We start from the raw sequence: 24,140 nt of genomic DNA, 5'->3' as shown, positions 1-24,140 counted from the left end.
ACGTCAGGAACGCGCATAGCGGTTGGCAGGCTTGGCAAAGCCGAGCAGACCTCGCAACGTGCCCGCCTCGTACTCACGCCGGAAAGCGCCGCGGGCCCGCAGTCGCGGCACCAGGCCGCCGGTGATCGCGGTCAGGTCGTGCGGCACGGCACCCGGGCGCAACCGGAACCCGGACAGTCCGGCCGCGTGCCAGCCCAGCAACAGGTCGGCTAGCTCGGCCGGGGTTCCGGTGAAGATCAGCGCGTCGGAGGTGTGTCCGGCACCGGCGGTGTCGTCCAGCCGCGCCTTGCGATCCACCGCTTCCTGTGCGGTGCGGCCGAGGAAAACCTCGATGTCGGCGAAGATGTGCAGGTGTTCGCGCCCGGCATCCCGTTGGTGCGCGCGGACCTCGTCGATGATCCTGGTGACCTGCGTGCGGTCGTGCGGTGTCACGTACACCACGTCGGCCTGCCGGGCGGCGAGCCGGTACGGGACCGCGGCGTGGGCCAGGGACGTGACCGGTGGCTGTCCCTGCGGTGGCCGCGGGGTGATCGACGGCCCCTTGACGGAGAACCATTTCCCGGAGAAGTCGATGTGGTGCAGCTTGTCCCGGTCGACGAACCGGCCGGTCGGCACGTCCCGGATCTCGGCGTCGTCCTCCCAGCTGTCCCACAGCCGCCGCAGCACTTCCACGTAGTCGGCGGCTTCGTCGAACAGGTCGTTGATCACGCTGGGAGTGTCCGGCCGGGTCGCGTCGTCGAGCCGGAACTCGCCGATCTCGCGGCGGCCGAAGTGCCGGTTCTCGTCGGCCCGGCCGGAGATCTGGACGCGGACGCCCGCGCGGCCGTTGCTGACGTAGTCGAGCGTGGCGATCGCCTTCGACAGGTGGAACGGTTCGGTGTGGGTGACCACGATGGTCGGGACGAGTCCGATGTGTGTGGTCAGCGGCGCGACACGGGACGCGATGAGCACGGCGTCCAGGCGTCCCTGGGCGATGTCGGTGCGTGCCGGTACGGTCTCGGCGTATTTGTCGGTGCGCAGCGACAACGCGTCCTCGATGGTGACGAAGTCCAGCTTCGCGGCCTCGGCTTGCCTGACAAGGTCGGCCCAGTACCCCGCGGTGAACAGGCCGGCCGGGCGGGCGTCCGGTTCACGCCAGGCGGCGGGATGCCATCCGGCGCCGTCCAGCGCCACCGCGATGTGTGGTCCGGGGGTCATCCGCGTCTCCATTCCGTGGCCAGCAGTTCGTAGGAGCGGACCCGGTCCGCGTGGCCGTGCGTGATCGTGGTGACCGCGAGTTCGTCGGCTCCGGTCGCTTCCTGCAGTTGCCGCAGCTTGGCCACGACCGTGCGGGGTGAGCCGACGAACTGGGTGTCGACGCGGTCGGCGACCAGCGCCCGGTCCTCGTCGCCCCACGGCACAGCCGCGGCTTCGTCCGGTGCGGGGAACGGGATGGCGCCCTCGGCGCGGCGGATACTCCGCACCCACGGGCCGTACCCGGTGGCCAGCTCGCGCGCGGTGGCGTCGTCGTCGGCAACGACCACATCGGCGGAAACCGCCACGTACGGCCGTTCCAGCCGATCGGACGGTTTGAAGGCAGCGCGGTACGCGGACACCGCCGCCAGCACCGACGACGGGCTGATGTGGTAGTTCGCGGCGAACCGCAGCGAGTTGCGGCCGGCGACCTCGGCGCTCTGCCCGCCGCTGCTGCCGAGGATCCACACCTGGACCTGCGCGCCCTCACCGGGGATGGCGTGGCCTTCGACGCCGTCCGCCGACCGGTAGGTGCCCGCCAGCAGGGCGAGGATGTCGTCGACCTGCTCGCCGTAGTCGGGTGTCCGGGCGCCGGGTTGCTGCAGCAGTCCGAAGGTCAGTGCGGTCCGTGGCGAGGCCGCCAGCTTGCCGAAGTCGAACGGTTTCGGGATCAGCAGGCCGTTTCCCGCTGTCACCGGCGCTCGTCCGGGACGTGCCGCGCGGTCCTTGATCAGCTGTTTCCCGCTGCGACCGAGACCGAGGTCGAGCCTGCCCGGGTGCAGCGCGTCGATGAGCCCGAACTCCTCCACGACGGCCAGTGGAGTGCGGTGTGCCAGTTGCACTCCGGCCGAACCCAGACGGATGTTCCGGGTCGCGGCGGCGACCAGCGCGATCGCGACCGGCGGCGACGTCCCCGCCACACCGGGGTTGAGGTGGTGCTCAGCGAACCAGTAGCGCCCGTAACCGAAACGCTCGGCGTGTTGCGCGAGGTCGATCGTGTTGCGCAGTGCCCCGGCCGCGTTCGATCCCGAGCTGACGGGGATCAGGTCGAGCACGGACAGGTTCAGGTCAGGCACCGCGCGCCTCCGGTGGCAGGGCCAGGTGTTCCCGGAGCGTCGTGCCTTCGTATGCCGTGCGGTACGCGCCGCGCTCCTGGAGTTCGGGCACCAGCTTGTCGACGATGTCGTCCAGCGAGGACGGCACCAGGTGCGGGCTGATGTTGAACCCGTCGACAGCCCTGGTCCGGACATATCGGACCCATTCGTCCGCGATCCGGGACGGCGTGCCGACAAACACCCGCTCCCTGGGCTGCACGCGTAACACGAGTTGGTGGATGGACAGCTGCTCGGTCGCCGCGAGGTCCCGCCAGCCCTGGATGCGTTCGAGTTTGCCCGTCCGGTGCTCGATGGAGATCGTGCCGCGTGACGGGTCGAGCTCGCCGTCGACCGGTTCGACGTCCGGCAGCGGGCCGTGCGGGTCGTAGTGCGACAGGTCCCGTCCCCAGTACTGCTCGAGGAACGCGATGGCCCGCTGCGGGTTGATCTGCTGCGCACGCACCCACTCCGCGCGCTCCTGCGCCTCGGACGGTGTGTCGCCGAGAACAACGGAAGCCCCGGGCAGGATGCGGATGGCGTTGGCGGGACGGCCGTAGGCCTTCAGGCGAGCGCGTAGATCATCGGCGTACGCCAGCGCCTTCGTGTGTTCGGTGTTCGCGGAGAAGACGACGTCGGCGTGCCGGGCGGCGAGATCGCGTCCGCCGGGCGAGTCACCGGCCTGAAACAGCACCGGGCGTCCCTGCGGGCTCCGGGGCAGCGTCGGGGTGACCGTGAGGTCGACCAGGTCGGTGTGCCGTTCGACGCTCCTGATCGCGCCGGGACGCGCCCACGTCTTGGCCTCGGCCGATTCCGTGACCGCGTCGTCGTCCCAGGAGTCCCAGATCGCCTTGGCCGCTTCGACGAACTGGTTCGCCCGCTCGTACCGCCGTTCGTGCGCCAGCCAGCCGCCCCGGCGGAAGTTCGCCCCTGTCCAGGCGTTGTCGGTGGTCACGATGTTCCACCCGGCCCGGCCGCCCGACAATATGTCCAGTGTGGACAGCCTGCGGGCGAGGTCACCGGGGAAGTTGTACGTGGTGTTCTGCGTGACCACCAGCCCGATCCGGTCGGTCGCGGCGGCCAGCGCGGACAGCTGCGTGATCGCGTCCGGCCGTCCGGCGACGTCGAGCGAGTGGATCCGGCCGCGGTTCTCCCGTACCCGCAGGCCTTCGCCGAGGAAGAACGCGTCGAACAGGCCGCGTTCGAGCGTGCGCGCCACCGACACGTAGGTCTCGATCTCGGTGTGCGGGGCGTTCGACTCGTCCGCCCAGATGAACTGCGGGCCGACGCCGGTGTAGAAGACACCGAGGTGTACTTGCGCGTCCGGGTCTTCCGGTTGCTGGCTCATCGGTGTTCCCTTCAGCCGGCCGTGGCGTAACGGTTGACAGGGCGTGCGAGCCCGAGTGCCGAACGCAGGGTTTGGTGTGGCTGGGGCGGTTGGTGCACGCCCGCCGAGGCCAGTTCCGGCAGCACGTGCCCGGTCAGCACGGGCAGGTCGGTCGACAGCACAGCGGGATGCAGGCGGACACCGTCCACCGCGGTTGTCAGTCGTAGCAACAAGTTCACGAGCTCGCCCGGCGGGCCGACATGCCGCAGCCGTCCGACGGGTTCCCACGGTGTGTGCTGATCCAACGCGGCCACCTGCCCGGCGTCCGCGGACACCTCGACTTCGGCGAACACCAGCGACGCTCCAGCCGCACGGGCGGCGTCGGCCTGCTGCCGCAGGGAATCGAAGTCGGCTCCGGCGACGAGGACGACGTCCACCCGGCCCGCGATGTCGAGGGAGTCCGGCCCGAACACGACCACTTGACCCTGTGGAGGCCGTGGCGTGATCAGCGGCCCCTTCACCGAGAACGTGCGGCCTTCGAAATCGACGTGGTGGACTTTGCCCGGATCCAGGTAGCGCCCGGTGGGCACGTCCTTGATGACCGCGTCGTCCTCCCACGAGTCCCACAGGCGCCGCACGACGTCGATGACGTCCAGGACCTCCTGGCGGGGATCGGCGAGCGGCGTCGCACCGATGGTGCGCAGCGCCTCGACGCTGTTGGCCGCCCCGACGATCCAGCCCGCGCGGCCACGGGAGGCGTGGTCGAGGCTGGCCAGCTGGGCCGCCAGGTGAAACGGCTCGGTTGTCGTGGCGTGTGCGGTGGGGGCCAGCCCGATCCGGTCGGTGAGCCGCGAGCTGTACGCTGCCCGCCCGACCGCTTCCAGCCTGCCGGCGGCATCCAGCCCCGCACTGGGCGGAAGCGGCGAGTCGGCGTAGGTCAGCAACGTGAAACCGCCGTCTTCGGCTCGAGCGACCACGTCACGGATCGCCTGCGGTGTGAGCACGGTGGACGGTGCACGGCCGGACGCCCGCCACGCGGCGGGGTGCGCGCCGTCACCGTCTACTTCGAGCGCGAGATGCAGCGGTTGACGGCGGAATTCGGATGTCATCTCGCGCAGTCCTTCTGTGTGCTGGACGCTGGACTCGCGATCGAGACTATGGTCTGCGAACGGCGACGCGATCACTACTCAGGATGTGGAACTGGCGCGGACGCCCGGGAATAATCCGGGCATCGGGGTTTCACTGCTCCTCGTTGGCGCGCCTGATCGCAGGCACGTGTTCCTCCGCCCACGCGCGCAGCGCCGCGAGTGGCGTCTCCAACGAGAGGCCCAGTTCGGTGAGCCGGTATGCACGCGTGGCGGCACGGTCGGTTCCACGCGGCGGGCGACCAAGCCGTCACGGACCATGCTCTGCAGGGTCACCGACAGCATCTTCTGCGAGACGCCGGGCATCCGCCGTCGCACCTCGGCGAAGCGCACCTCGTCGGGAGCGGCCTCAGCGAGCACCTTGACCGCCATCGATGTCCATTTCGTGCCGATGCGGTCCAGCAGTTGCCGGGTCGGGCACGCGGGATCGAACACGTCTCCCCGCTTCGGCCGGGTAGTCACTCGGACCTCACCACCTGTCGACGAAGTGCCGCCTTGGCAGCACCAGTGCGGTTACCTACCGTCTGCTGGTAACGGATGGTAACCACATGGAGGGCCCGTGCCACCACTAGAGGCAACGCTCAACCGCATCCCGACCAACGGCATCCACGCCAACGTGGCCATCGCCGGAGCCGGCCCCGCGGTGGTGCTGCTGCACGGTTTTCCGCACACCTGGCAGCTCTGGAACCACATCATCGGCCCGCTGTCCACGCACCACCGGGTCATCGCACCGGACCTGCGCGGGCTGGGCGCGAGCACCCGTGCGCCGGACGGCTACGACGCGGCAACGCTGGCCACTGACATCGACGGCATCCTTGACGTTCTCGCCGAACCGATCGCGTCCGTGGTCGCCATCGACGCCGGTGCCCCTCCCGCGTTCTTGCTCGCGACGCGGCGCCCTGACCGGGTCAGGCGACTGGTCCTCATGGAATCGCTACTGGGCCCCCTTCCTGGCGCCGAGGATTTCTCTCCACCGTGGTGGTTCGGCTTCCACGCCGTACCGGGCCTCGCCGAAACGGTCCTGCACGGGCACGAAGCCGACTACGTCGACTGGTTCCTCACCGCCGGTACCCAGAGGCGTGGTGTTCCACCGTCGATCCGTGACGCGTTCACCGATGTCTGCACCGGGTCCGAGGCGTTGCGTTGCGCTTTCTCCTACTACCGCGCCATGCCCTCCAGTGCCCGGCAGATCAGTGATGCCGTGAGCCGCGGTCGGCTCGCTGTGCCCACGCTGTCGGTCGGCGCCCACCCTGTCGGTCGTGCCCTGGAACGGCAACTACGGCCTGTCAGCGACAACCTCACCGGGCATCTCATTCCCGACTGCGGCCACATCATTCCCCTCGACCGGCCGCAGGAGCTGCTCAACTTGTTGACGCCTTTCCTTTCTTCGACGGCGTAGGGTTCGGTCGGCCACGTCACTTGTCCGAAGTGCTTCACCGCATCCAGTGTCCGACTCGGCGTCGCACCCGGCAGGCTGGGACGAACCGGCTGAAGGATCAGGGACTCCACGTCACGGGAAGGGCGGCCGGCCCTCTGCTCACCGCGCCACGCAGCCACTCGATCCCCGTCGCCGGACAGGCCAGCGAAAGTCCGGGGAATCTCTTCAGCAGCGCGGACAGCAGCACGTCCAGTTCCATCCTCGTCAACGCGGCGCCGTGGCAGTAGTGGATGCCGTAGCCGAATGCCAGGTGCGGGTTCTCGGCCCGTTCGAGGTCCAACCGGTCCGGTTCGGGGAACACGTCCGGGTCGCGGTTGGCCGTCAGGTACGAGACGTAGACCGCCTCTCCTTCACGAATTGTCACGTCGCCGACCTGGACGTCCTGCATCGCGATCCGCGGCAGGCCGACGCCGTTGCGGGTGGGGTTGAACCGCAGCATCTCCTCGACGGCGACCGGCAGCAAGCCGATGTCGTCACGCAGACGCACCGCCCAGCCGGGCTGGGTGAGCAGCAGGTACACCATGGACGACGCTGTGCTCAGCACCATGTCCATTCCGTTGAGCTGCAGGATCACTGCCAGTGAGATCAGTTCTGGCGTGGTCAGCTCGCCCGCGTCGCGCGCTGCGACGAGCGCGCTGAACAGGTCGTCTCCCGGTTCACCGCTCCGGCGCTCGGCCAGTGCACGGAAGTAGCCGCCGATCTCCTTCTTGACCGCGTCCGCTTCCGCGCGGGAGTGGTTGCTGGACAGGATGATCCGCTGCCAGTCCCGCACCCGGCCCCAGTCCTGTTCGGCGACGCCGAGCAGTTCGCTGATCACCCGCATCGAGAACGGCGCGATCACGGCGTCGACGAGGTCCGCCGGTGGCCCCTGCTGTCCCAGGCTGGTCAGCAGGGCATCGGCAGTGGCTTCTGCGTGCGGCCGGAGGCGGTCCACGCGTCGTGGGCTCAGGCTCTGCGTCACCAGGCGCCGCAGCCGCGTGTGCTCCGGCGGGTCGATCCGGCCGATGCCCCGAGGGAGGCCGATGACGTGCGGTGTCATGCTCGTCACCGGGCGGTCCACAGTGGCCGCCCTGCTGAACCTCGGGTCCGCGGTGACCAGTTTGACGTCCTCGTAGCGCGTCACCAGCCACGCGTCGCCTTCGCCGAACCGCAGGCGGATCTTGGCGATCGGCTCCTCACGCAGCAACCGCGCCAGCAACGGATCGAACTGGACACCCGGCAGGTCCTCCACCGGCCAGTGATGAGCGACCCGGTCGCGGGCCAGCGACGGCTCCGCCATGGTGAACTCCTCCACGTCGCGGACGATTCCAGTTCATCGTCGCCTCACCGGACCGGCCACACCACTGTCCTGACCGGATTCCACCCGTACGTTGGACCACTGTCACCTGGTGAGGTGGCGAGTGCGGTCTGGTCATCGCGACATCTGTGCGCTACGAAGGACACAGGGCCCACACGAGTCCAGAGTGGAGAGTTCGAGTATGACAACATCGTCCCGCGGCGACGGCATCTTGGCGGTCGCGAACCAAGGCGGACACACGGTCGCGTTCTTCGAAACCGGCGGCTACCGGTGCCGGACTGTCGTCGACGTTCCCGCGGAGCCCCATGAACTGTGCTTCGACCACACGCGCCGATTGCTTTACTGCTCCCATACCTACCGCAGCGGGTACTACAACAACTACACCGAACGGGCTCACGAGATCAGTGTGATCGACCCGGACGGTGGGCAAGTCGTCGACATCATCGACCTCGCACCTGAGTTCGCACCACACGGACTGGCGCTGGACGCTGGGCGCGAACTGCTCTACGCCAGCGTGGAGGCGAACGACACCACGCAAGGCGGCCTGGTGGTCATCGACACCGGGACCCGCAGGCCGGTCGACCGGATCACGACCGGCGCGCACGGACCGCACTGGTTCGGCACGACACCCGACGCGGACAAAGCCTACGTTGCCAACATGGAAGCGCCGTTCGTGTCCGTCGTCGACCTTCCGAGCCGTGAATGGGTCGGCAAAGTCGAGGTGACCGGCAGTGCCGGCGTGGGAATGGCACCGGACGGCAGGTACGCGTACGTCGCCACGCCGCACCCGCACACGCGGTCCGCGGAGCTGGAGAAAGCGATTCAGGTCATCGAGACCGCCACCGACCGGATCGTGCGGACCATTCCGATGCAGCACAAGGTGGTCGGCGTGCACGCCACAGCCACCGGGATGATCCTGGCCACCGAGGTGCGTTTCGGTGAACATGGCCCGGCGGACGGATGGCTCAACGTGTTCTCGCCCAGGACGTTCGAGTCGCTCGCTCGCATCGGGATCGGCAAGCAGGCACTCAGCGTCACCTCGTCACCGGACGGCACGGTCGGTTACGTGTCCAGCCTGGCTTCCAACGTCGTGGACGTGGTCGACCTGATCGCACTCGCACCGATCGCGAGGATCTCCACGCAGCACCACGGCGGCGACGGACCGCACGGCATGGTGCACATCCCAGCCGGGTGACACCGGCCAGCACACCGGCCTCGGTTCACGGCACCGCGACCGAGGTCCTGGCCTGCGCGCACAGCAGCAGGTTCACCACGTCCAGCAGCCGCACCTCGAGATTCTCCAGCCCGGCAACGGACACGGCACGCCACGCGACGAAACCATCCGGCCGGACCAGCACGATCCCGTCAGGACCGATGCCGTAACGGTCGGTGAACCGGACGTCGGCAGCGCGGATGTCGCCGTCCTCAGCGACGCGGTACCAGTCGACTTCGACCCCGGTCCTGGCCGACACGTACGACGCGACCCGCTCGCGTCCCACCACCGCTTCTCCGGCGAGCACGACAAAGGACCGGCCGAACAGGTCCACGATGGATATCCGTTCGCCGGAGCGTTCCACCACCAGGTGCGGCGCCCTGGTTCCCGGCCGCGCGCTCGGGTTCCCCGGATCCTCCAGTGCGACTGGGTTCCCGCCCGGTTCGCTGATGAACGCACCGCTCGGGTACGTGTAGCCGTAGACCATCACGCCGAGCGGATCCACGTGCTCTCCGGTCGACTTGCCGTGGCTGGCGGCGTACCGCACGAGCACTTGCCGGACAGTCTCCTCGGCGACCGGAAGGCGTTCGGATTCATAGCTGTCCAGCAGTTCATGGCTGGCGACACGACGCCACACCAGTGCCAGTTTCCAGGCCAGGTTGTACACGTCCTGAACGCCTGTGCTCGCCCCGAAGGCGGCGATCGGCGGCATCGTGTGCGCCGCGTCACCGGCGATCACCACGCGGCCGGACCGCCACCGGTCGGCGACCTGGCCGGAGATCTCCCACGGCGCGGTGGCGACCTGATCGATCTCCAGCGCCAGGTCCGGCACGCCGACCGCCGCGCGGACCAGTTCGGTGCAGCGTTCCTCGGTGAATCCGCTGAGGTCACCGGACCAGTCCGGCGGCATGCCGATGGCCAGCCGCCAGAGCCGGTCGGCGTCCATCGAGACGACGCTGCCGCGGACGACCGGGTTGCACACGGTGGCGACCATGATCTTGCGGCCGCGCAACGGTTCGGTCAGGTCGGCGTTGAAGTAGACGTTGACCAGGCGGGCCAGGGTGCCCCGCCCGTGCTGCCCGATGCCGAGCATCGTTCGCACCGGGCTCTTGGCGCCGTCCGCCGCGATCATGTACTCGGCGAACACCCGGTATTCATGTCCGGTGTCATGGTCACGCAGCACGGCTGTGACGCCTTCGTGGTGTTCTCCCAGGCCCATCAGCTCGGTGTGGAACCGCAGATCCGTACCGACTTCCCCGGCACGGGCCCGCAGGATGCGTTCGAGCTGGTCCTGGTCGATCGGCGCGAAGGCACAGGGCCCGAACCCGCTGAGATCCTCCCCGGCCACCGGGGGCAGCCGCTTGAGCTCCTCCCCCGCCAGGCTCTCGGCGTGCACGACCAGGTCGTGACCTGCCAGCGGCGACCGTGTCGCCCGGATCCTGTCCTCGATGCCCACCGCGCGGTACAGCTCGACTGTGCGCGGGTGGATGGTCCGCACTTTCGGCAGCCCGACCGTGTCGGGATGCCGTTCGACCAGCATCGCGGGAACACCGTGCCACGCCAGGAAAACAGCGGCGGACAAGCCCGTCAGGCCGCCGCCGGCGATGAGTACGGGCACTCTCGTGTCGTCCATGTCTCGTCCCTCATTCGCCGTACCGCAACGGAGTCAGCTGCTGGATGTCGTAGCGTTCACGCAGCCGCGCGATGGCCTCGTGGTCCACCGGGCCGCCGCTGTTGAGGATGTCGAGCAACTCCTCGAAGTACCGCTCGTGGTCGGGCGGTGGGGCCGCCTGGAACAACATCCGCACCGGATCGGACGTGGCGTTGGTGAAGGCGTGCGGGCAGCCCGGCGGTACCAGGATCAACGTGCCCGCTCCCGCGCGCACGACCCGTTCGCCGGAGAAGGACTCCCATTCCCGCCAGCTGTCCGGCGTGCGGACCTTCGGTTCGAACGCGAGCACGTCCAGCTCGCCTTCGAGGACGTAGAACAGTTCCTCGCTGCGGGCGTGCACGTGGGCACCGACGTCGAATCCCGGCGGTACCTTGACCTCGAAGGTGGACGCGGCAGTCGAGTGCGCGCCGGTGACCTTGAACGTGACCTCCTGCGCGCCGGTGGCGATCGTGCGGCCGGCCCCCGGCGGCACGATCAGCCCTTCCCGCAGGTCCGACGCGGTCACCAGGCGACCGGCAGGGTCTCCGGGCCGCGGATGAGCGCGGCGCGTTGCCAGCGGACCTCCTCGACCGGCACGGCCAGGCGCAGCTCCGGCAACCGGTCGAGCAACGTGCCGACCATGATCCGGGACTCCATCCGGGCCAGCGCCGACGCGACGCAGTGGTGCGGTCCGTGGCCGAAGGACACGTGCGGGTTGAAGGCCCGGTCGAAGTCGAGGTGGCCGGGATCGTCGAACACGTCCGGATCACGGTTCGCCGTGAGGTACGACGCGTAGATCGCCTCCCCCGCGCGGATGACGACGTCACCCACCGCCACGTCCTCGGTCGCGATCCGGGACAGGCCGACGCCGCTGCGATGCGGGATCCACCGCAGCAGCTCCTCGATCGCCTGCGGCAGCAGCCCCGGCTCGGTGCGCAGCCGCGCCAGGTGCCCAGGGTGCGTCAGCAGCGCGTACATCATGTTGCCGCTGTTGTTGCGTACCGCGTGCGCGCCGCTGACCTGGATCAGCACGGCGAGGCCGACCGCCTCCTTCAGCGTGAGTTCCTCCCGCTCGATCGCCGCGGACAACAGCCCCAGCAGTTCGTCTTCGCTGCCCGCACCGGGTTGTGACAGCCGTGTGGTGAAGTAGGCACCGACCTCGGCTTTCGCTCGTTCACTGCGCTCACGGCCATGTCCGGCCGACAGCAGGACGCCGGACCACTCCGCCATCGCGGGCCGGTCCTGCTCCGGCACGCCCATCAGGTCGCTCACCACGGCGAGCGGAAGCGGGTTGTGGACGTGTTCCATCAGGTCGGCGGGCGATCCGTGCCGTTGCATCGCGTCCACCAGGCCGTGCATCCGTTGCTGGGTCCGCGCCCGCAGGGCGTGGACGCTCTTGGCGCTGAACGCTTTGGCCACCGCGCGCCGCAGGCGCGTGTGTTCGGGCGGATCGGCGAAACCCACCGCGTCGTCGAGCGGGATGAAGTGCGGGGCGAGCCTGGTGACCGACCTGCCGAGCACGGCCTGCCTGCTGAACCGCGGATCGGAGGTGACGAACCTGACGTCGGCGTACCTGGTCACCAGCCAGGCGTAGCCGTCTCCGTTGGGCAGCCGGACGCGCGAGACCGGCTCGTCGCGCAGCAGCTCGGCCAGCAGCGGATCGAAATCGGTCGCCCGCAGATCGGGCACATCCCAGAACCGCACGGGATGCGTCGTACTCGTCGACTCGGTGGTCACAGGCGGTCCGCTCCTTGCATGGGCACGACAGCTCGCGGCGAGCGCGGCTCGGGAACCTCGGTGTGCGCGAGCCCGGCGCGCACCGACATCCAGGTGCCGAGGGCGCTTTCGGCGGTGATCCCCGGGCCGAATCCCGCGATCAGGCCCCTGTGGCCCTGCACGGCGGTTCCTTCCTCGAACATCCTGCGCACGGCGTCGATGACCACGGCGCTGGCGACGTTGCCGTACTCGGTCAGCGTGGCCCGGCTGAACCGGAACGCCTCGGGTTCCACGTGCAGGAACCGGGACAGGTCGTCGAGGATGCGCGGGCCGCCGGCGTGCACGATGTAGAAGTCCAGCTGGGAGGCGTCCCACCCGTGCCCCTGCGCCAGGGTCACCAGCGCGGGCGCCAGCGGTTCCATCGTGGTGGGCACGCGTTTGTCCAGCAGGAAGTGGAAGCCTGTTTCCCGCACGCTGTAAGCGATCCAGTCCTCGGTGTCCGGGACCAGGTGTGACCGGTTGCGCACCAGTTTGATGCCCTCGCCGCCTTCACCACGCACGGCCACGGCGGCGACGGCATCGCCGAACAGCCCGTTGCTCAGCAGTGAGCCGACGCCGACATCACCCGGCTGGTAGCACAACGAACAGAACTCGCAGGACACGATCAGCGCGTTGGCACAGGGATAGGCGGTGCAGAAGTCGTGGGCGCGGTTGATCGCGGCACCTCCGGCGGCGCACCCCAGCTGCGCCATGGGCATCTGCCGGGTGTCCGACCGGAAGCCCATCGTGTTGATCATCCAGGCCGTCAGCGACGGCATCATGAATCCGGTACAGGACACGTAGACGATCAGGTCGATGTCCGCGCTGGACAGCCCCGCGTTGTCCAGCGCGCCGCGCACCACCGCGGGAACGCGGGCTTTCGCTTCCCGCTCGTAGGTCTCGTTGCGCTCGCGGAAACCGGGGTGCCGCAACGTCAGCTCGACCGGCTGGACGATGTGCCGTTTGCGCACGCCGGTGTTCTCGATCAGCCGCAGCGCGAGCGGCAGCTGATCGTGATCGGCGTGGATGGAACGCGCGAGGTCCAGCGTCTCCTCAGCGGTGATGACGTGTTCGGGGACGGCGACCGCCGGTCTGCACAAGGTAGCCATGAGGCTCCTTTCGTTGGTAGCAGCCGGCATAGGTCACCCGCCCGGTGGTCCGGGCGCACGATGTGCACGGATGTGGTGGCTGCTGTGGCATCGGGACGTCTGCCACCGAGCGAATTCCTGTCTCCCTTCACCATACTTGCCGTGCGCGGCCGGACAAGTACTCGTTGTGGTGAAACGGTTTCCCCGCGGTAGCCGGAGAGTGAGCCGTTCGTCCACTGTGGACACCATTCGGGCGGGGGTGCCCGCCATCCTCACCAGCAAACCGGAACCTGCCGGGGAACGATGGCCATTCTGTTGGGCACCCATGCGATGTCCGCGACGGGGACGGCGAGCCGCAGCCGGGGCAGGTGGTGGACGAGGACCCGCAACGCCGTCGCCGTCTGCCGCCTGACGAGGTGGCCGCCGGGGCAGTGGTGGCGTCCGTACCCGAAGCGCAGGTGCGGATTGGGGCTGCGCGCCGGGTCGAAGACGTCGGGTTCGGTGAACGCGGCCGGGTCGAAGTTGACCGCGTCGAGCGACAGCAGGATGAGATCTCCCTGCCTGACGAACACGTCGCCGAGCGGACCGTCCTCGGTGACATAGCGTTGGATGGCGTTGCCCAGCACGACGCTGCAGCGGAGCAGTTCCTCGACACAGCGGGACGTCACGTCCGGACGGTCGCGCAGGGTGTCCATCACGGTCGGCCGTTCGAGGAGCTTCACCGCCGCGACGCCGAGAAAACTGGCGAAGTCCTCGTATCCGCTGACGTAGAGCACAGCCGCGATGTTGGCGAGCTGGACGTCGTCGAGGCCGCGGTCACGGTCGTTGAGGGCGGCGATGCGGTCGAGCAGGCCCCGTGGGCGATCCGGCCGGGTGCGGATGTGCGCGTGCATGTAGTCGCGCAGTTCGCCCCAGTTGCGGGCGAGTTCCTCGTTGGTCGGCGTTTTCATGGTCAGATCGAGGTCGGCACGCGGCGCAAGCCAGCCGTGGTCCTCGAAAGGCAGGCCGAGCAGGCGGTACATGCAGTGCGACGCGACCCGTTCGGCGAAGTGCCGTTGCAGGTCACCGGGACCACCGTCGCGGACCATGGCTTCCAGACCGGCACGGGTGACGTGCTCGACCCAGGCGGGTGGCAGGTCCGGCTGATGGCGGCCCAGCGCCGCGAGGACCTCGTCCCGCAGACCGGCGCGGCGCAGGTACTCCATCGCGCCCATCAGTTCGGGCGCGAGGATCGGCGAGTCCTGCACGGGACTTCCCTTGGCGGCCAGCACCGATCTGCCGAATCTCCGTTCCCGCAGCACGTGCCGGGCCAGGTCGTAGCCGGTGACCAGCCACGCCTGGCCGCCCGCGTTCGTCCTGACCCTCGCCACGGGACAACGTTGTCGCAGGTCGGCCAACTCCGGCGCGAGCCGATCCCCTCGGTCGCTGAACGGATACCGCGGCAGGGCCTGGTCAGGTGCGGACACGGTGGTCACCCGTTCCGGTGTGGTCGCTCACCAACGGACACGCAGCCGGGCCGGGGCGCGCAGCGGTGTCGATTCGTCCCACGGGATCACCTCGGGTGGTTCGTCGAGTTCGAGATCGGGCAGCCCGCTCAGCAGCACTTCCAGTGCGACGGTGAGTTGCAGGCGGGTCAGGTGGGCGCCGGTGCAGTGGTGTGGCCCACGACCGAACGTGGTGTGCGGGTTGGGACTGCGGGCGAGGTCGAGGCGGTCGGGATCGGTGAACGCCGCCGGGTCGCGGTTGGCCGAGGCGATCACGGGCAGTACCGCGTCACCGGCTCGGATCCGCCTGCCGCGCAGCGTGAGGTCCTCCTGTGCGACCAGGATGTTGATGGCGTTCATCAGCGGGACGTAACGCAGCAGTTCCTCCACCGCCACCGGGATGCGCGCGGGATCGGCACGCAGCAGCCCGAGTTGGCCGGGATGGGTGAGCAGCACCAGCAGCGCGTTGCCGGTGTGCTGGACGTTCGTCTTGTAGCCCGCCATGAGCATGGTGACCACGAAGCTGACGACGTCGTCACGGGTCAGGCGGCTCAACAGCAAGCAGATGTAGGTGTCGTCGGGCTCGCGTTGCTTGCGGCTGACCAGTTCGCTGGCGTAGTCCTGCAGCGCGTACAAGGCGTCCAGCACATCGTCCATGGGCAGGCCCGCTGCGCTGAGCAGGGTGAGCGTGTGCGGCAGGTAGGTGTCGCGGTCTTCGTAGGGCAACCCGACCGTGTCACACAGCACCCGCAGCGGCAGCGGTTCCACAAAGGACGGCACGAGGTCCGCCGCGGTGCCCGCGGCCGTCATCGCGTCGACCAGTTCTGTGGCTATCGCGCGGATGCGTGGAGCCATGAAACGCAGACGCGGTCGTGTGAACAGCGGCAGCACCGCGCGGCGCACCCTGTGGTGCTGTTCGCCGGTCATCTCCAGGAACGTCGGCAGGCACGGAGGTGGCTGCGCGTCCTCGCGGACGGGCCACGCCGACAACAGCGGCCGAACCAGTCGCGGGTCGGCGAACGCGGCACGGACGTCCTCGTGACGGCTCAGCAGCCACCCGGTTTCGCCGTTGGCCAGCTGGGCCTGGACAACCGGCTCGTCGGCGCGCAGACGGTCGTAGGCACGGGGAGGCCCTGCCGTTCCCGGGTCGGGCGCCGGTACCGGGATGAGTGTCATACCAGCTCCTCCAGCTCGGGTTCCGGCCGCCGCGGCCGGGGAATGTAGCCGGACGTGAAGAAGTACTCCAGGTAGCGGTCGAGCAGGTCGGCGTCGACCGGTGGGCAGTGCAGGCCGCTGCCGTCCAGCGCCTGCTCGAGATTGCGCCTGCCCAGACGCGGAAACGTCCCGTCCAGGTACATCTCCTTGACCGAGATGTCCGCCTTGTGGCCGCGGTCCACGCACAGGGACACGAACGGCGCGGTGGGACTGGTCGGGTGGCGTGCGACGTGCCGCACGAGTTCGCCGACCCACTGCTGGTACGGCAGCATCCGCAGCGCACAACCCGCGGCGCGCATGCGTTCGAGGACGTCACCCAGCAGGGCGGGACGCGGATTGGTGAGGTGGTACACGCGGTCGCCGGCCCGCTGCCGGGTGGCGACGTGCACGACGGCTTCGGCGACGTAGTCGACCGGCACGAAGTCCATGGGCAGGTCGATGTCCGGCGCGAGGCCCGTCTCGGCGATGGTCTTGAACAGCGAGCAGATCGCCGTGTCGGTGTTGCACGCGCCGTGCCGCCGGTCGCCGGTGATCTCATAGGGCCGGTAGACGGCGGTCGGCAGGCCCTGGGCGGCGGCCTGGCGCAGCAGTCCCTCGGCCACCCATTTGCTCTCCGCGTAGCCCATGCTGAGCCGGTCCGCGTGGTCCAGCTCGGCGTCCTCGTCGACGTGCCGGACGCCCGCGGTGCCGAATCCGGCCAGTACCGCGATGGTGGACAGGAAGTGCACCGGCACCCGCCTCGGCCCGGCCAGCCGGATGATCTCCCTGGTGCTCTCCACGTTGGCGGCCCGCAGCGCCTGGTACGGGTAGAGGAAGTTCACCTGGGCGGCATTGTGCACCACCAGGTCGAGGCACCCGGCCAGCTTCGCCGTGTGATCGGGAGACATCCCCAGTCCGGGTGCCGCCAGATCCGCCGGGAAGCACACCACCCGGCGCCATGCCCCGTCCGGCAAGCGCAGACCGTATCGGCCCAGCGCGGCACGCACCCGCCGCTCGGCGTGCGCGGATGTCGTTGCCCGCACGGGAAGGTGGACACGGGCGGACGTCGCCTGCAGCAGGCGGCGCAGCAGGAAGGCACCGACGAACCCCGTGGCACCGGTGAGCAGCACCTCCGACGGGTTCTCCGGCCGGGGCCCCGGTCGCTGGGCAGGCGGGAGGGTCACCCCGAGTTCACGCTCACGGGCGAAGTCGACCGGTGCCGCGGGCGCGGCGGCGGCGCTGCCCCGCACGGCGCGCACGGCCTCGGCGAATCCCGCCAGCGTCGGGGTGTCCAGCAGCGATCTGATCAGGCTGGAGCCGAAGGCGGCGTCGATGTTGAGCACCGCGAGAGTGCGTGTGACGATCTCGGAGGCGAGCAGCGAGTCACCGCCGACGGCGAAGAAGTCGTCGTCGGGCGCGGGACGTTCCCGCAGGACCAGCTCCCACACGTGCGCGATCGCGTCGAGCACGCTCTCGACAGGTGCGGCGGTGCCCGCCGTGGCCGCGTTGACCGACAACCGCTTCCTGTCGACCTTCCCGCTGCCACCGACCGGGAACTGCCGCATGGCGACCAGCAGCGGGACGGCCTGGCTCGGCAACCACTGGGCGCAGTAGGCGCGCAACGCCTCCAGCGGCAACGGGTCCCCGGGTTCCGCGGCGGTGAGGTACGCGACCGGCCGGTCCCCGTCGAGCTCCACCGCGGCTTCACCGACAGCGGGATGGGCACGCAGCCGGGCCTCGATCTCGTCGAGCTCGATGCGGTGCCCGCGCAGTTTCACCTGCCGGTCCAGCCGTCCCCGGTACTCCAGCACGCCATCGTGCGCCCGCACGGCACGGTCTCCGGTGCGGTAGAGCCGTTCGGGCCGCCCGTGCACGTCCACGGTCACGAACCGCTCGGCGGTCAGCTCCGCGTCACCGGCGTACCCCACGGCCAGACCGTCGCCGCCGACGTACAACTCACCTTCCTCACCAGGCGCGGCCACACTGCCGTCCGCGCGTAGGACATGCGCGGTGGAGGCGCCGAAAGGGCGGCCGATGGGTACGCCCATGTCCTGCGCCGGCGCGGCACGCAGGACATGGACGGTGGAAACCACCGTGTTCTCCGTGGGCCCGTAGAAATTGACCACAGTGGTGTCCGGACACGCCGCCATGACAGTCGCGGCGAGACTGGAGTCCATCGCCTCCCCGCCCGCGGACACGAAACGCAGCCCGCTCAGCGCTCGCGGACGCGTCCTGGCCACGTGGTGGAAGACGCTCGTGGTGAGGTAGGCGACCGTCACCCCGTGGTCACGCAACACATCCTCCAGCGCAGGCGGCGACACCAGGTCGGCCCGGTCGACCAGGACCAGGCACGCACCGGTGAGCAGCCCGTTCCAGATCTCGATCGTGGACGCGTCGGAGGACAGGCTGTAACCGTGCAGCACCCGGTCGCCGGGACCCGGTGGTGGCAGCCCGGGATCGGACAGCACCAGCCGGACCACGCCACGATGCGTGATCACCACGGGTTTGGGGCGGCCGGACGAGCCGGACGTGAACATCACGTACGCACAGTTCGTGGCGGGACGGGACACCGCCCGCCTCGCCTGGACCGGCACGTGACCGCTCAGATCGGCGGACACGGGATCCACCTCGACGAAGGTCCGCGGGCCACGCGGGCGCCTGGCGCCTGGCAGCGTCACGACCGCGTGCACGTCGCCGTCTTCGACCATCACGCGCAACCGGGCAGGCGGGAGTTCTTCGTCGAGCGGCACATAGGCACACCCGGCCTTGAGCACACCCAGTACAGCCACAAGCGCTTCCAGGCTCCGACCGCCACACACCCCCACGGCCGAACCAGGCTCGACGCCGTGGTCGAGCAGCCGCGCCGCCACATGGTCGGAGCGCGCGTCGAGCTGCGCGTAGGTCAGTTCCTCGCCGCGGTGCCATGCCGCTGGTGCGTGCGGGCGTGCGCTCACCTGCGCCTGGAACAGGTCTGGCAAGTTACGGTCCCTGGGATAGGCCGGTGCGGCAGGTGTGTGACAGGCGGGGACTTCGGCGGTTGTCATGTCGTGCTGCTCCGTTGGGTGTGTGGGGCCGGTTATGACACCGTGCCGGCGAATTCCGCTGCGAACGTCGCGAAGTTCGCCGTACGCCAGTGCTGCGGCCGCATATGGATCGCGACGTCGTCCGTCAGTTGCCGCGCGGTCGCTGCCAGGTAGGAATCCGCCTCCTGCGGGTCCAGGTACCGGTGGGCTATGGCCTTGCGCTCGGCGGGCGGCACCGGATCGCTCACGGACGTCACCGGGCCTTCCACGCTGACGTACCGGTACGGCGGGTTCTCGTCCTGCACGCAGATGCTGAACCGGCCGGCCGCGCGCAGCAGCTGGGCTTTCACCGTCTCCCGGCCCGTCTGGACCACGAGCTCGCCGCCGGGCGTGTACCGGTACCAGACAGGCACAAGCAGCGGCGCGTGACCGTTTCGCGCGGTGGCCACGCCCAGCACCCCGACGTGCACGTCGGCCAGGAAAAATTCGCGTTCTTCATTCGACATCGCGGGAACCACACGACACTCCCTGCATCGGGCTACCAATCAAGGGCTTGCGGTTATCGACCGCACATCCGCGGCCACTACCGGGGTTCAGATCTACCATGCCACGACCGCGCCGACACATCGGTAACCTGACCGGGGGGTTCACGCTATCAAATAGGGCATTCGCGGTTCATTGCCCGAACGAGGCGGGGTACCGTGATTTGCATGCGAAGACGGTACGCCGCTCGACGCGCGCCACCCGAAGCAGAAAGAAAATCACATCCCGACTTCACCACGTGTGGAATTACGCGGACGGGCAGGCGATGCCCTCCCGTGACCACCACACGTCGCTGAACAGCACCGTTGCCCCCGGTTCGCGGACTTCCAAACATGCGAAGTACGACATGAAATGGTCGTGTCAACGCCGCTGAACAATGGACAAACACCGGACACACAGGTGGGAGAAGCCCGCTTTTCTTGCTTTCAGATGAACGAGAGTCATCCTCTCTGGTGACACCGCCGCACGGCAGTCGCGGGCGGTGATCGCCGAATTCCCGACCACACAATGGACGACATGACAATCGACCGAATCCCGGCCGGTCGGCGGCCGGTTCGAGCACTCATCGGCCCGCGCGGGCGGATACGACATTCCACGAAAGGTTGCCGCTCGTGAATGGGAATGGCGATCGACACGATTCCACGCTGGTCCTGCTGTCCGGCGGGCTGGACTCCACCGTACTGGCGACCGAACTCGTGCGCCGCGGGGCCGCCGTACAAGCCGTCAGCGTCCACTACGGCCAGCGGCACGCCGTCGAACTGGAGGCCGCGGCCGTCGTCGCGAGCCGGCTCGGGATCCCCCACGACATCATCGATCTGAGCGTGCTGCGGCACCACCTGCGGTCCGCGCTCACCGGGACGGGCGAGATACCCCACGGCCACTACGCCGCCGACACCATGTCAGCCACCGTCGTGCCCAACCGCAACGCGATCATGCTCATGGTGGCGTGCGGCGTGGCGTCCGCCCGTGGCCTGAGAGTGGTGGCCACGGCCGTGCACTCCGGTGACCACCCGATCTACCCGGACTGCCGCCCGGAGTTCATCGCCGCCGCCACCCTGACGGCCATGCTCGGCACCGAGACCGTCCGTGTCGAAGCGCCCTACATTCGCTTGACGAAAGCCGAGATCGCGGCCAAAGGCGTACAGTTCGACGCGCCCATGGAGCTGTCCTGGTCCTGCTACGAGGGCGGTGACTCCACCGGACGGCACTGTGGCCGTTGCGGCACATGCGTGGAACGTGCCGAGGCGTTTCACCTCGCAGGCGTGCGTGACCCCACCGACTACGCCGACACGGCGTTCTGGCGTGAGCAGGTGACCGTATGACACAGCAGACCTCGGTACAGGTACGGCACAACTTCGAAACCGCGCACCGGCTGCCCGAACTGGGCGGCAAGTGCGTCAACCTGCACGGGCATTCCTGGTGGCTGGAAGCGACCGTCACCGCGGTCGCCGGCGATCCCGGCGAAGTCGTGTGCGAGTTCGGCGCGTTGAAGATCGCACTGCGCGAGTGGGTGGACGTGCACCTCGACCACGGCGCCATGCTCGGCATCGCCGACCCGCTGCTGCCCACGCTGGCCGACGCGGGCCGGGTGTTCGTGTTCGGCAAGGACGAACCAGCGGCCGATCTCCCGTGGCCCACAGTGGAAGCGACCGCCCACCTGCTCACCCGGGTGACCACGGCCATCGCGTCCGACCTCGATCCACGCCTCACGGTGACGCACGTGCGGGTGACCGAGACCCACGTCAACGCGGCGGAGGTGCACACCACGTGATCACCGACACGCCAGTCGCCGCAGGGCGCGCCCGGCGCGGCCAGACTCTCCCGCTGTCCGAAGTGTTCGGTCCCACCTTCCAGGGCGAAGGGCCGTTCACCGGGTACCGGGCGCGGTTCGTGCGGCTCGGCGGCTGCAACCTGTCGTGCGGCGCGGGCGCGGCCCCGATGGTGTGCGACACCGAGTACACCTGGAACTCCGCGAAGTTCGATCTCGCGGTGGAATGCCCGGAGACGCGGACGACCGCCATCCTGGAGCACGCCGGGCGCATCAGCGCACCGATCACGGTGCTGACCGGCGGCGAACCCATGACCCACCAGCGAAAGCCCGCGTTCACCGAACTTCTGACCGGTCTGCGCGACCTTGGCCAGGTGCACGTCGAGACCAACGGCACCATCCCTCCCGCGGCGGACGCGCACGACCTGGTCGACCACTTCACGGTGTCGCCCAAGCTCACCAACACCGGTGACCCGGCGGGAAAGAGGCTCAAACCACGCGCACTGGCCGCGTTCGCCGCCGAGGCACCGGGCAAGGCCGTGTTCAAGTTCGTGGTCGCCACGCCCGACGAACTGACCGAAGTGGACAGACTCGTCGACGAGTACTCGATCCCCCACCCGGCAGTGTGGATCATGCCGGAAGGCCGCACCGCCGCCCGCGTGCTGGCGTGCCACCGATCACTGGCGGACGCGATCCTGACGCGCGGTTACAACACCACGACCAGGCTGCACATGTTGCTGTGGCCAGAAGAGGACCGGGGACGATGACACTCACCGACCAAGCACTGGAGCTGGACATCCGGGCCCGCGCGGAAGACGGCGTCCGCGCGCTGCTCGAACTCGCCGGGGACGACCCGGACCGGGCCGGTCTCGCCCGCACGCCTGCCAGATTCGTCGACGCGATGCTCGAGATGACCGCGGCCCCGGGCGATCCGGCCCAGTTCCTGGCAGTGCAGTTCGAGGACGTCGGCCAGGTCGACGAGATGGTCCACCTCGGGCCGATCCCGTTCACGTCGGTGTGCGAACACCACATCCTGCCGTTCACCGGCCACGCGTGGGTCGCCTACCTGCCCACGGCGGGACGAGTGGTCGGCCTGTCGAAGCTCGCCCGCCTCGTCGAGCACTACGCCCGTCAACTGCAAGTCCAGGAACGCCTCACCGGCCAGATCGTGGACACACTGATCAAACACCTCGACCCACGCGGCGCCGGAGTCGTCCTCCGCGCGACACACGCGTGCATGGCACAACGCGGCATCAGCAAGCCCGACGCGGTCATGACCACTTCGGCGCTCCGGCGCGCCTTTCGTGAGCAGCCCGCCGCCAGGGCCGAGTTCCTGTCGTTCGCCACGCCTTGACGTGACCGGCGGCTGCTCGATGTCCTGCTCCAGGACGCGTGGCGTGGGCTCGCCCCGGCGCTCATCGAGTCCTTCGATGAAGCAGGAACCACCAGCCCGACCCGGTGACCGGCGTGCGGCGCTCCTGATGGTTGATATGGAGGTTCGGCCTCCATCTTGATCGGTTCTGAGATAGCCTCCCCACGTCTCGGGGCGGCTCGGCGTTGCGCTGCTCGACCTGCTGGAACACCCGTGAGGGAGCGCACTGTGACCGCTATCGTCGCCGTCCGTGGCCGTGAGGTCCTCGACAGCCGCGGCAATCCGACTGTCGAGGTCGACGTCCTGCTTGAAGACGGGTCGCTGGGGCGGGCCGCGGTGCCGTCCGGCGCTTCGACCGGGACACGGGAGGCCGTCGAGTTGCGCGACGGTGACGCGTCCCGGTACCACGGCAAAGGCGTGCGCAAGGCAGTCGACGCCGTCAACGACGAGATCGAGAACGCTGTCCTCGGGCTCGACGCGGAGGCCCAGGCCGAGGTGGACCGCGTCCTGATCGACCTGGACGGCACCGCGAACAAGGCCCGGCTCGGGGCGAACGCCACCTTGGGCGTGTCCCTCGCGACGGTCAAGGCTGCCGCGATCAGCAGCGAGCTCCCGCTTTACCGCTACGTCGGTGGGGTGTTCGCGCATCTGCTGCCGTTGCCGATGATGAACATCATCAATGGCGGGGCGCACGCCGACAACTCGATCGACTTCCAGGAGTTCATGATCGGCCCGGTCGGCGCGGAGAGTTTCGCCGAGGCTGTCCGGATGGGCGCCGAGGTGTTCCACACGCTGCGCAAGTCGCTGCACAAGGCCGGTCACAACACCAGCGTCGGCGACGAGGGCGGGTTCGCGCCGAACCTCAGCTCGGCCGACGAGGCGCTCGAGTTCGTGGTCAAGGCGATCGAGGACTCCGGTTACACCCCCGGCGAGGACATCGCGTTGCTGCTCGACCCCGCCGCGTCGGAGTTCTACACCGACGGCGTCTACGACTACGCCGGTGAGGGCCGCAAACGCAGCGTCGAGGAGCACGTGGCGTACCTCGCGGACCTGACCACGCGGTTCCCCATCGTGTCCATCGAGGACGGGATCGCCCAGGACGACTTCGACGGCTGGAAGCAGCTCACCGACGCGATCGGCGGCCGTGTCCAGCTCGTCGGCGACGACGTGTTCTGCACCAACGTCACCTTGCTGCGCGACGGGATCGACCGCGGGATCGCCAACTCGATCCTGGTCAAGGTCAACCAGATCGGCACCCTCACCGAGACACTGACCACAGTGGACACCGCGCACAAGGCCGGGTACTCCGCGGTCATGTCGCACCGGTCCGGCGAGACCGAGGACACCACGATCGCCGACCTCGCCGTCGCCACCGGGTGCGGCCAGATCAAGACCGGCTCGTTGTCCCGGTCGGACCGCACCGCGAAGTACAACCAGCTCATCCGCATCGAGGAGGAGCTGGGCACCGAGGCGCGGTACGCGCGCCGCGACACGCTGCGCGGCAGCCGCTGACCCCAC

The 24,140-nt window shown here is 69.0% G+C and carries 20 protein-coding genes and 1 pseudogene; 7 read left to right on the top strand and 14 right to left on the bottom strand.

Features of this window, described 5'->3' with window-relative positions:
* Positions 1–3: 3 nt before the first annotated feature.
* The 5 genes and pseudogenes from AOZ06_RS26125 to AOZ06_RS54510 form a co-directional block, all read right to left on the bottom strand.
* The gene (locus tag AOZ06_RS26125; RefSeq protein ID WP_054291816.1) at positions 4–1,197 is read right to left on the bottom strand and encodes an LLM class flavin-dependent oxidoreductase; all 1,194 of its coding nucleotides are present in this window, start codon (positions 1,195–1,197) and stop codon (positions 4–6) included.
* Entirely contained in the window at positions 1,194–2,309 is a 1,116-nt protein-coding gene (locus AOZ06_RS26120) for an LLM class flavin-dependent oxidoreductase (protein WP_054291815.1), read from the bottom strand. The genes AOZ06_RS26125 and AOZ06_RS26120 overlap by 4 nt, the downstream gene beginning before the upstream one ends.
* Positions 2,302–3,672 carry an NtaA/DmoA family FMN-dependent monooxygenase gene (locus AOZ06_RS26115; protein WP_054291814.1) on the bottom strand — a complete coding sequence of 457 codons (1,371 nt, stop codon included), beginning with the start codon at positions 3,670–3,672 and terminating at the stop codon, positions 2,302–2,304. Before AOZ06_RS26115 ends, AOZ06_RS26120 begins: the two co-directional genes overlap by 8 nt.
* Before the next feature lie 11 nt (positions 3,673–3,683).
* Positions 3,684–4,760 carry an LLM class flavin-dependent oxidoreductase gene (locus tag AOZ06_RS26110; protein WP_054291813.1) on the bottom strand — a complete coding sequence of 359 codons (1,077 nt, stop codon included), beginning with the start codon at positions 4,758–4,760 and terminating at the stop codon, positions 3,684–3,686.
* Between the two features lie 130 nt (positions 4,761–4,890).
* Positions 4,891–5,258 (bottom strand): annotated as a pseudogene (locus AOZ06_RS54510) (winged helix-turn-helix transcriptional regulator).
* A gap of 97 nt (positions 5,259–5,355) precedes the next feature.
* On the opposite strand from AOZ06_RS54510, the gene AOZ06_RS26105 reads away from it, so the two are divergent.
* Positions 5,356–6,195: an alpha/beta fold hydrolase gene (locus AOZ06_RS26105; protein ID WP_054291812.1), complete on the top strand. Its 840-nt coding sequence runs from the start codon at positions 5,356–5,358 to the stop codon at positions 6,193–6,195.
* Between the two features lie 97 nt (positions 6,196–6,292).
* Here AOZ06_RS26105 and AOZ06_RS26100 read toward each other — a convergent pair whose 3' ends face one another.
* Positions 6,293–7,513: a cytochrome P450 gene (locus tag AOZ06_RS26100; protein ID WP_054296925.1), complete on the bottom strand. Its 1,221-nt coding sequence runs from the start codon at positions 7,511–7,513 to the stop codon at positions 6,293–6,295.
* Positions 7,514–7,712: 199 nt separating this feature from the next.
* Here AOZ06_RS26100 and AOZ06_RS26095 point away from each other — a divergent pair, with 199 nt between their 5' ends.
* Positions 7,713–8,726, top strand: coding sequence for a YncE family protein (locus AOZ06_RS26095; RefSeq protein WP_054291811.1), 1,014 nt, complete (start codon positions 7,713–7,715; stop codon positions 8,724–8,726).
* A gap of 25 nt (positions 8,727–8,751) precedes the next feature.
* On the opposite strand, the gene AOZ06_RS26090 is transcribed toward AOZ06_RS26095, so the two are convergent.
* From AOZ06_RS26090 to AOZ06_RS26055, 8 genes are all read right to left on the bottom strand, one after another.
* Complete coding sequence (locus tag AOZ06_RS26090) at positions 8,752–10,377, bottom strand: FAD-dependent monooxygenase (protein ID WP_054291810.1); 1,626 nt, start codon at positions 10,375–10,377, stop codon at positions 8,752–8,754.
* Positions 10,378–10,387: 10 nt separating this feature from the next.
* A complete protein-coding gene (locus tag AOZ06_RS26085) occupies positions 10,388–10,921 on the bottom strand; it encodes a cupin domain-containing protein (protein WP_083471936.1) in 534 nt (177 codons plus the stop codon).
* Positions 10,918–12,132, bottom strand: a complete 1,215-nt coding sequence (locus AOZ06_RS26080; RefSeq protein ID WP_054291808.1) for a cytochrome P450 — start codon at positions 12,130–12,132, stop codon at positions 10,918–10,920. The genes AOZ06_RS26085 and AOZ06_RS26080 overlap by 4 nt, the downstream gene beginning before the upstream one ends.
* Complete coding sequence (locus tag AOZ06_RS26075; protein ID WP_054291807.1) at positions 12,129–13,259, bottom strand: type III polyketide synthase; 1,131 nt, start codon at positions 13,257–13,259, stop codon at positions 12,129–12,131. Before AOZ06_RS26075 ends, AOZ06_RS26080 begins: the two co-directional genes overlap by 4 nt.
* Before the next feature lie 251 nt (positions 13,260–13,510).
* Positions 13,511–14,608: a cytochrome P450 gene (locus AOZ06_RS26070; RefSeq protein ID WP_218922064.1), complete on the bottom strand. Its 1,098-nt coding sequence runs from the start codon at positions 14,606–14,608 to the stop codon at positions 13,511–13,513.
* A gap of 123 nt (positions 14,609–14,731) precedes the next feature.
* On the bottom strand, positions 14,732–15,898 hold the full coding sequence (locus AOZ06_RS26065; protein ID WP_054291806.1) for a cytochrome P450: 1,167 nt from the start codon (positions 15,896–15,898) through the stop codon (positions 14,732–14,734).
* Complete coding sequence (locus AOZ06_RS26060; protein WP_218922063.1) at positions 15,895–18,894, bottom strand: amino acid adenylation domain-containing protein; 3,000 nt, start codon at positions 18,892–18,894, stop codon at positions 15,895–15,897. The genes AOZ06_RS26065 and AOZ06_RS26060 overlap by 4 nt, the downstream gene beginning before the upstream one ends.
* A gap of 98 nt (positions 18,895–18,992) precedes the next feature.
* Positions 18,993–19,445 (bottom strand): pyridoxamine 5'-phosphate oxidase family protein, encoded by a 453-nt coding sequence (locus AOZ06_RS26055; RefSeq protein WP_054291804.1) that lies wholly within the window; start codon positions 19,443–19,445, stop codon positions 18,993–18,995.
* Positions 19,446–20,093: 648 nt separating this feature from the next.
* Between AOZ06_RS26055 and queC the strand changes: the two genes are divergently transcribed.
* The 5 genes from queC (at position 20,094) to eno (ending at position 24,134) form a co-directional block, all read left to right on the top strand.
* The gene (gene queC / locus AOZ06_RS26050; RefSeq protein ID WP_054291803.1) at positions 20,094–20,804 is read left to right on the top strand and encodes a 7-cyano-7-deazaguanine synthase QueC; all 711 of its coding nucleotides are present in this window, start codon (positions 20,094–20,096) and stop codon (positions 20,802–20,804) included.
* The gene (locus AOZ06_RS26045) at positions 20,801–21,253 is read left to right on the top strand and encodes a 6-pyruvoyl trahydropterin synthase family protein (RefSeq protein ID WP_054291802.1); all 453 of its coding nucleotides are present in this window, start codon (positions 20,801–20,803) and stop codon (positions 21,251–21,253) included. The genes queC and AOZ06_RS26045 overlap by 4 nt, the downstream gene beginning before the upstream one ends.
* Positions 21,250–22,017, top strand: coding sequence for a 7-carboxy-7-deazaguanine synthase QueE (locus AOZ06_RS26040; protein WP_054291801.1), 768 nt, complete (start codon positions 21,250–21,252; stop codon positions 22,015–22,017). The genes AOZ06_RS26045 and AOZ06_RS26040 overlap by 4 nt, the downstream gene beginning before the upstream one ends.
* On the top strand, positions 22,014–22,604 hold the full coding sequence (gene folE, locus AOZ06_RS26035) for a GTP cyclohydrolase I (protein WP_054291800.1): 591 nt from the start codon (positions 22,014–22,016) through the stop codon (positions 22,602–22,604). Before AOZ06_RS26040 ends, folE begins: the two co-directional genes overlap by 4 nt.
* Positions 22,605–22,850: 246 nt before the next feature.
* Positions 22,851–24,134 carry a phosphopyruvate hydratase gene (gene eno, locus AOZ06_RS26030; protein ID WP_054291799.1) on the top strand — a complete coding sequence of 428 codons (1,284 nt, stop codon included), beginning with the start codon at positions 22,851–22,853 and terminating at the stop codon, positions 24,132–24,134.
* The last annotated feature ends 6 nt before the right edge of the window (positions 24,135–24,140 follow it).

It is taken from the genome of Kibdelosporangium phytohabitans (assembly GCF_001302585.1).
Classification (GTDB): Bacteria; Actinomycetota; Actinomycetes; order Mycobacteriales; family Pseudonocardiaceae; genus Kibdelosporangium; species Kibdelosporangium phytohabitans.
This window is presented reverse-complemented; position numbering and strand designations above follow the sequence as displayed.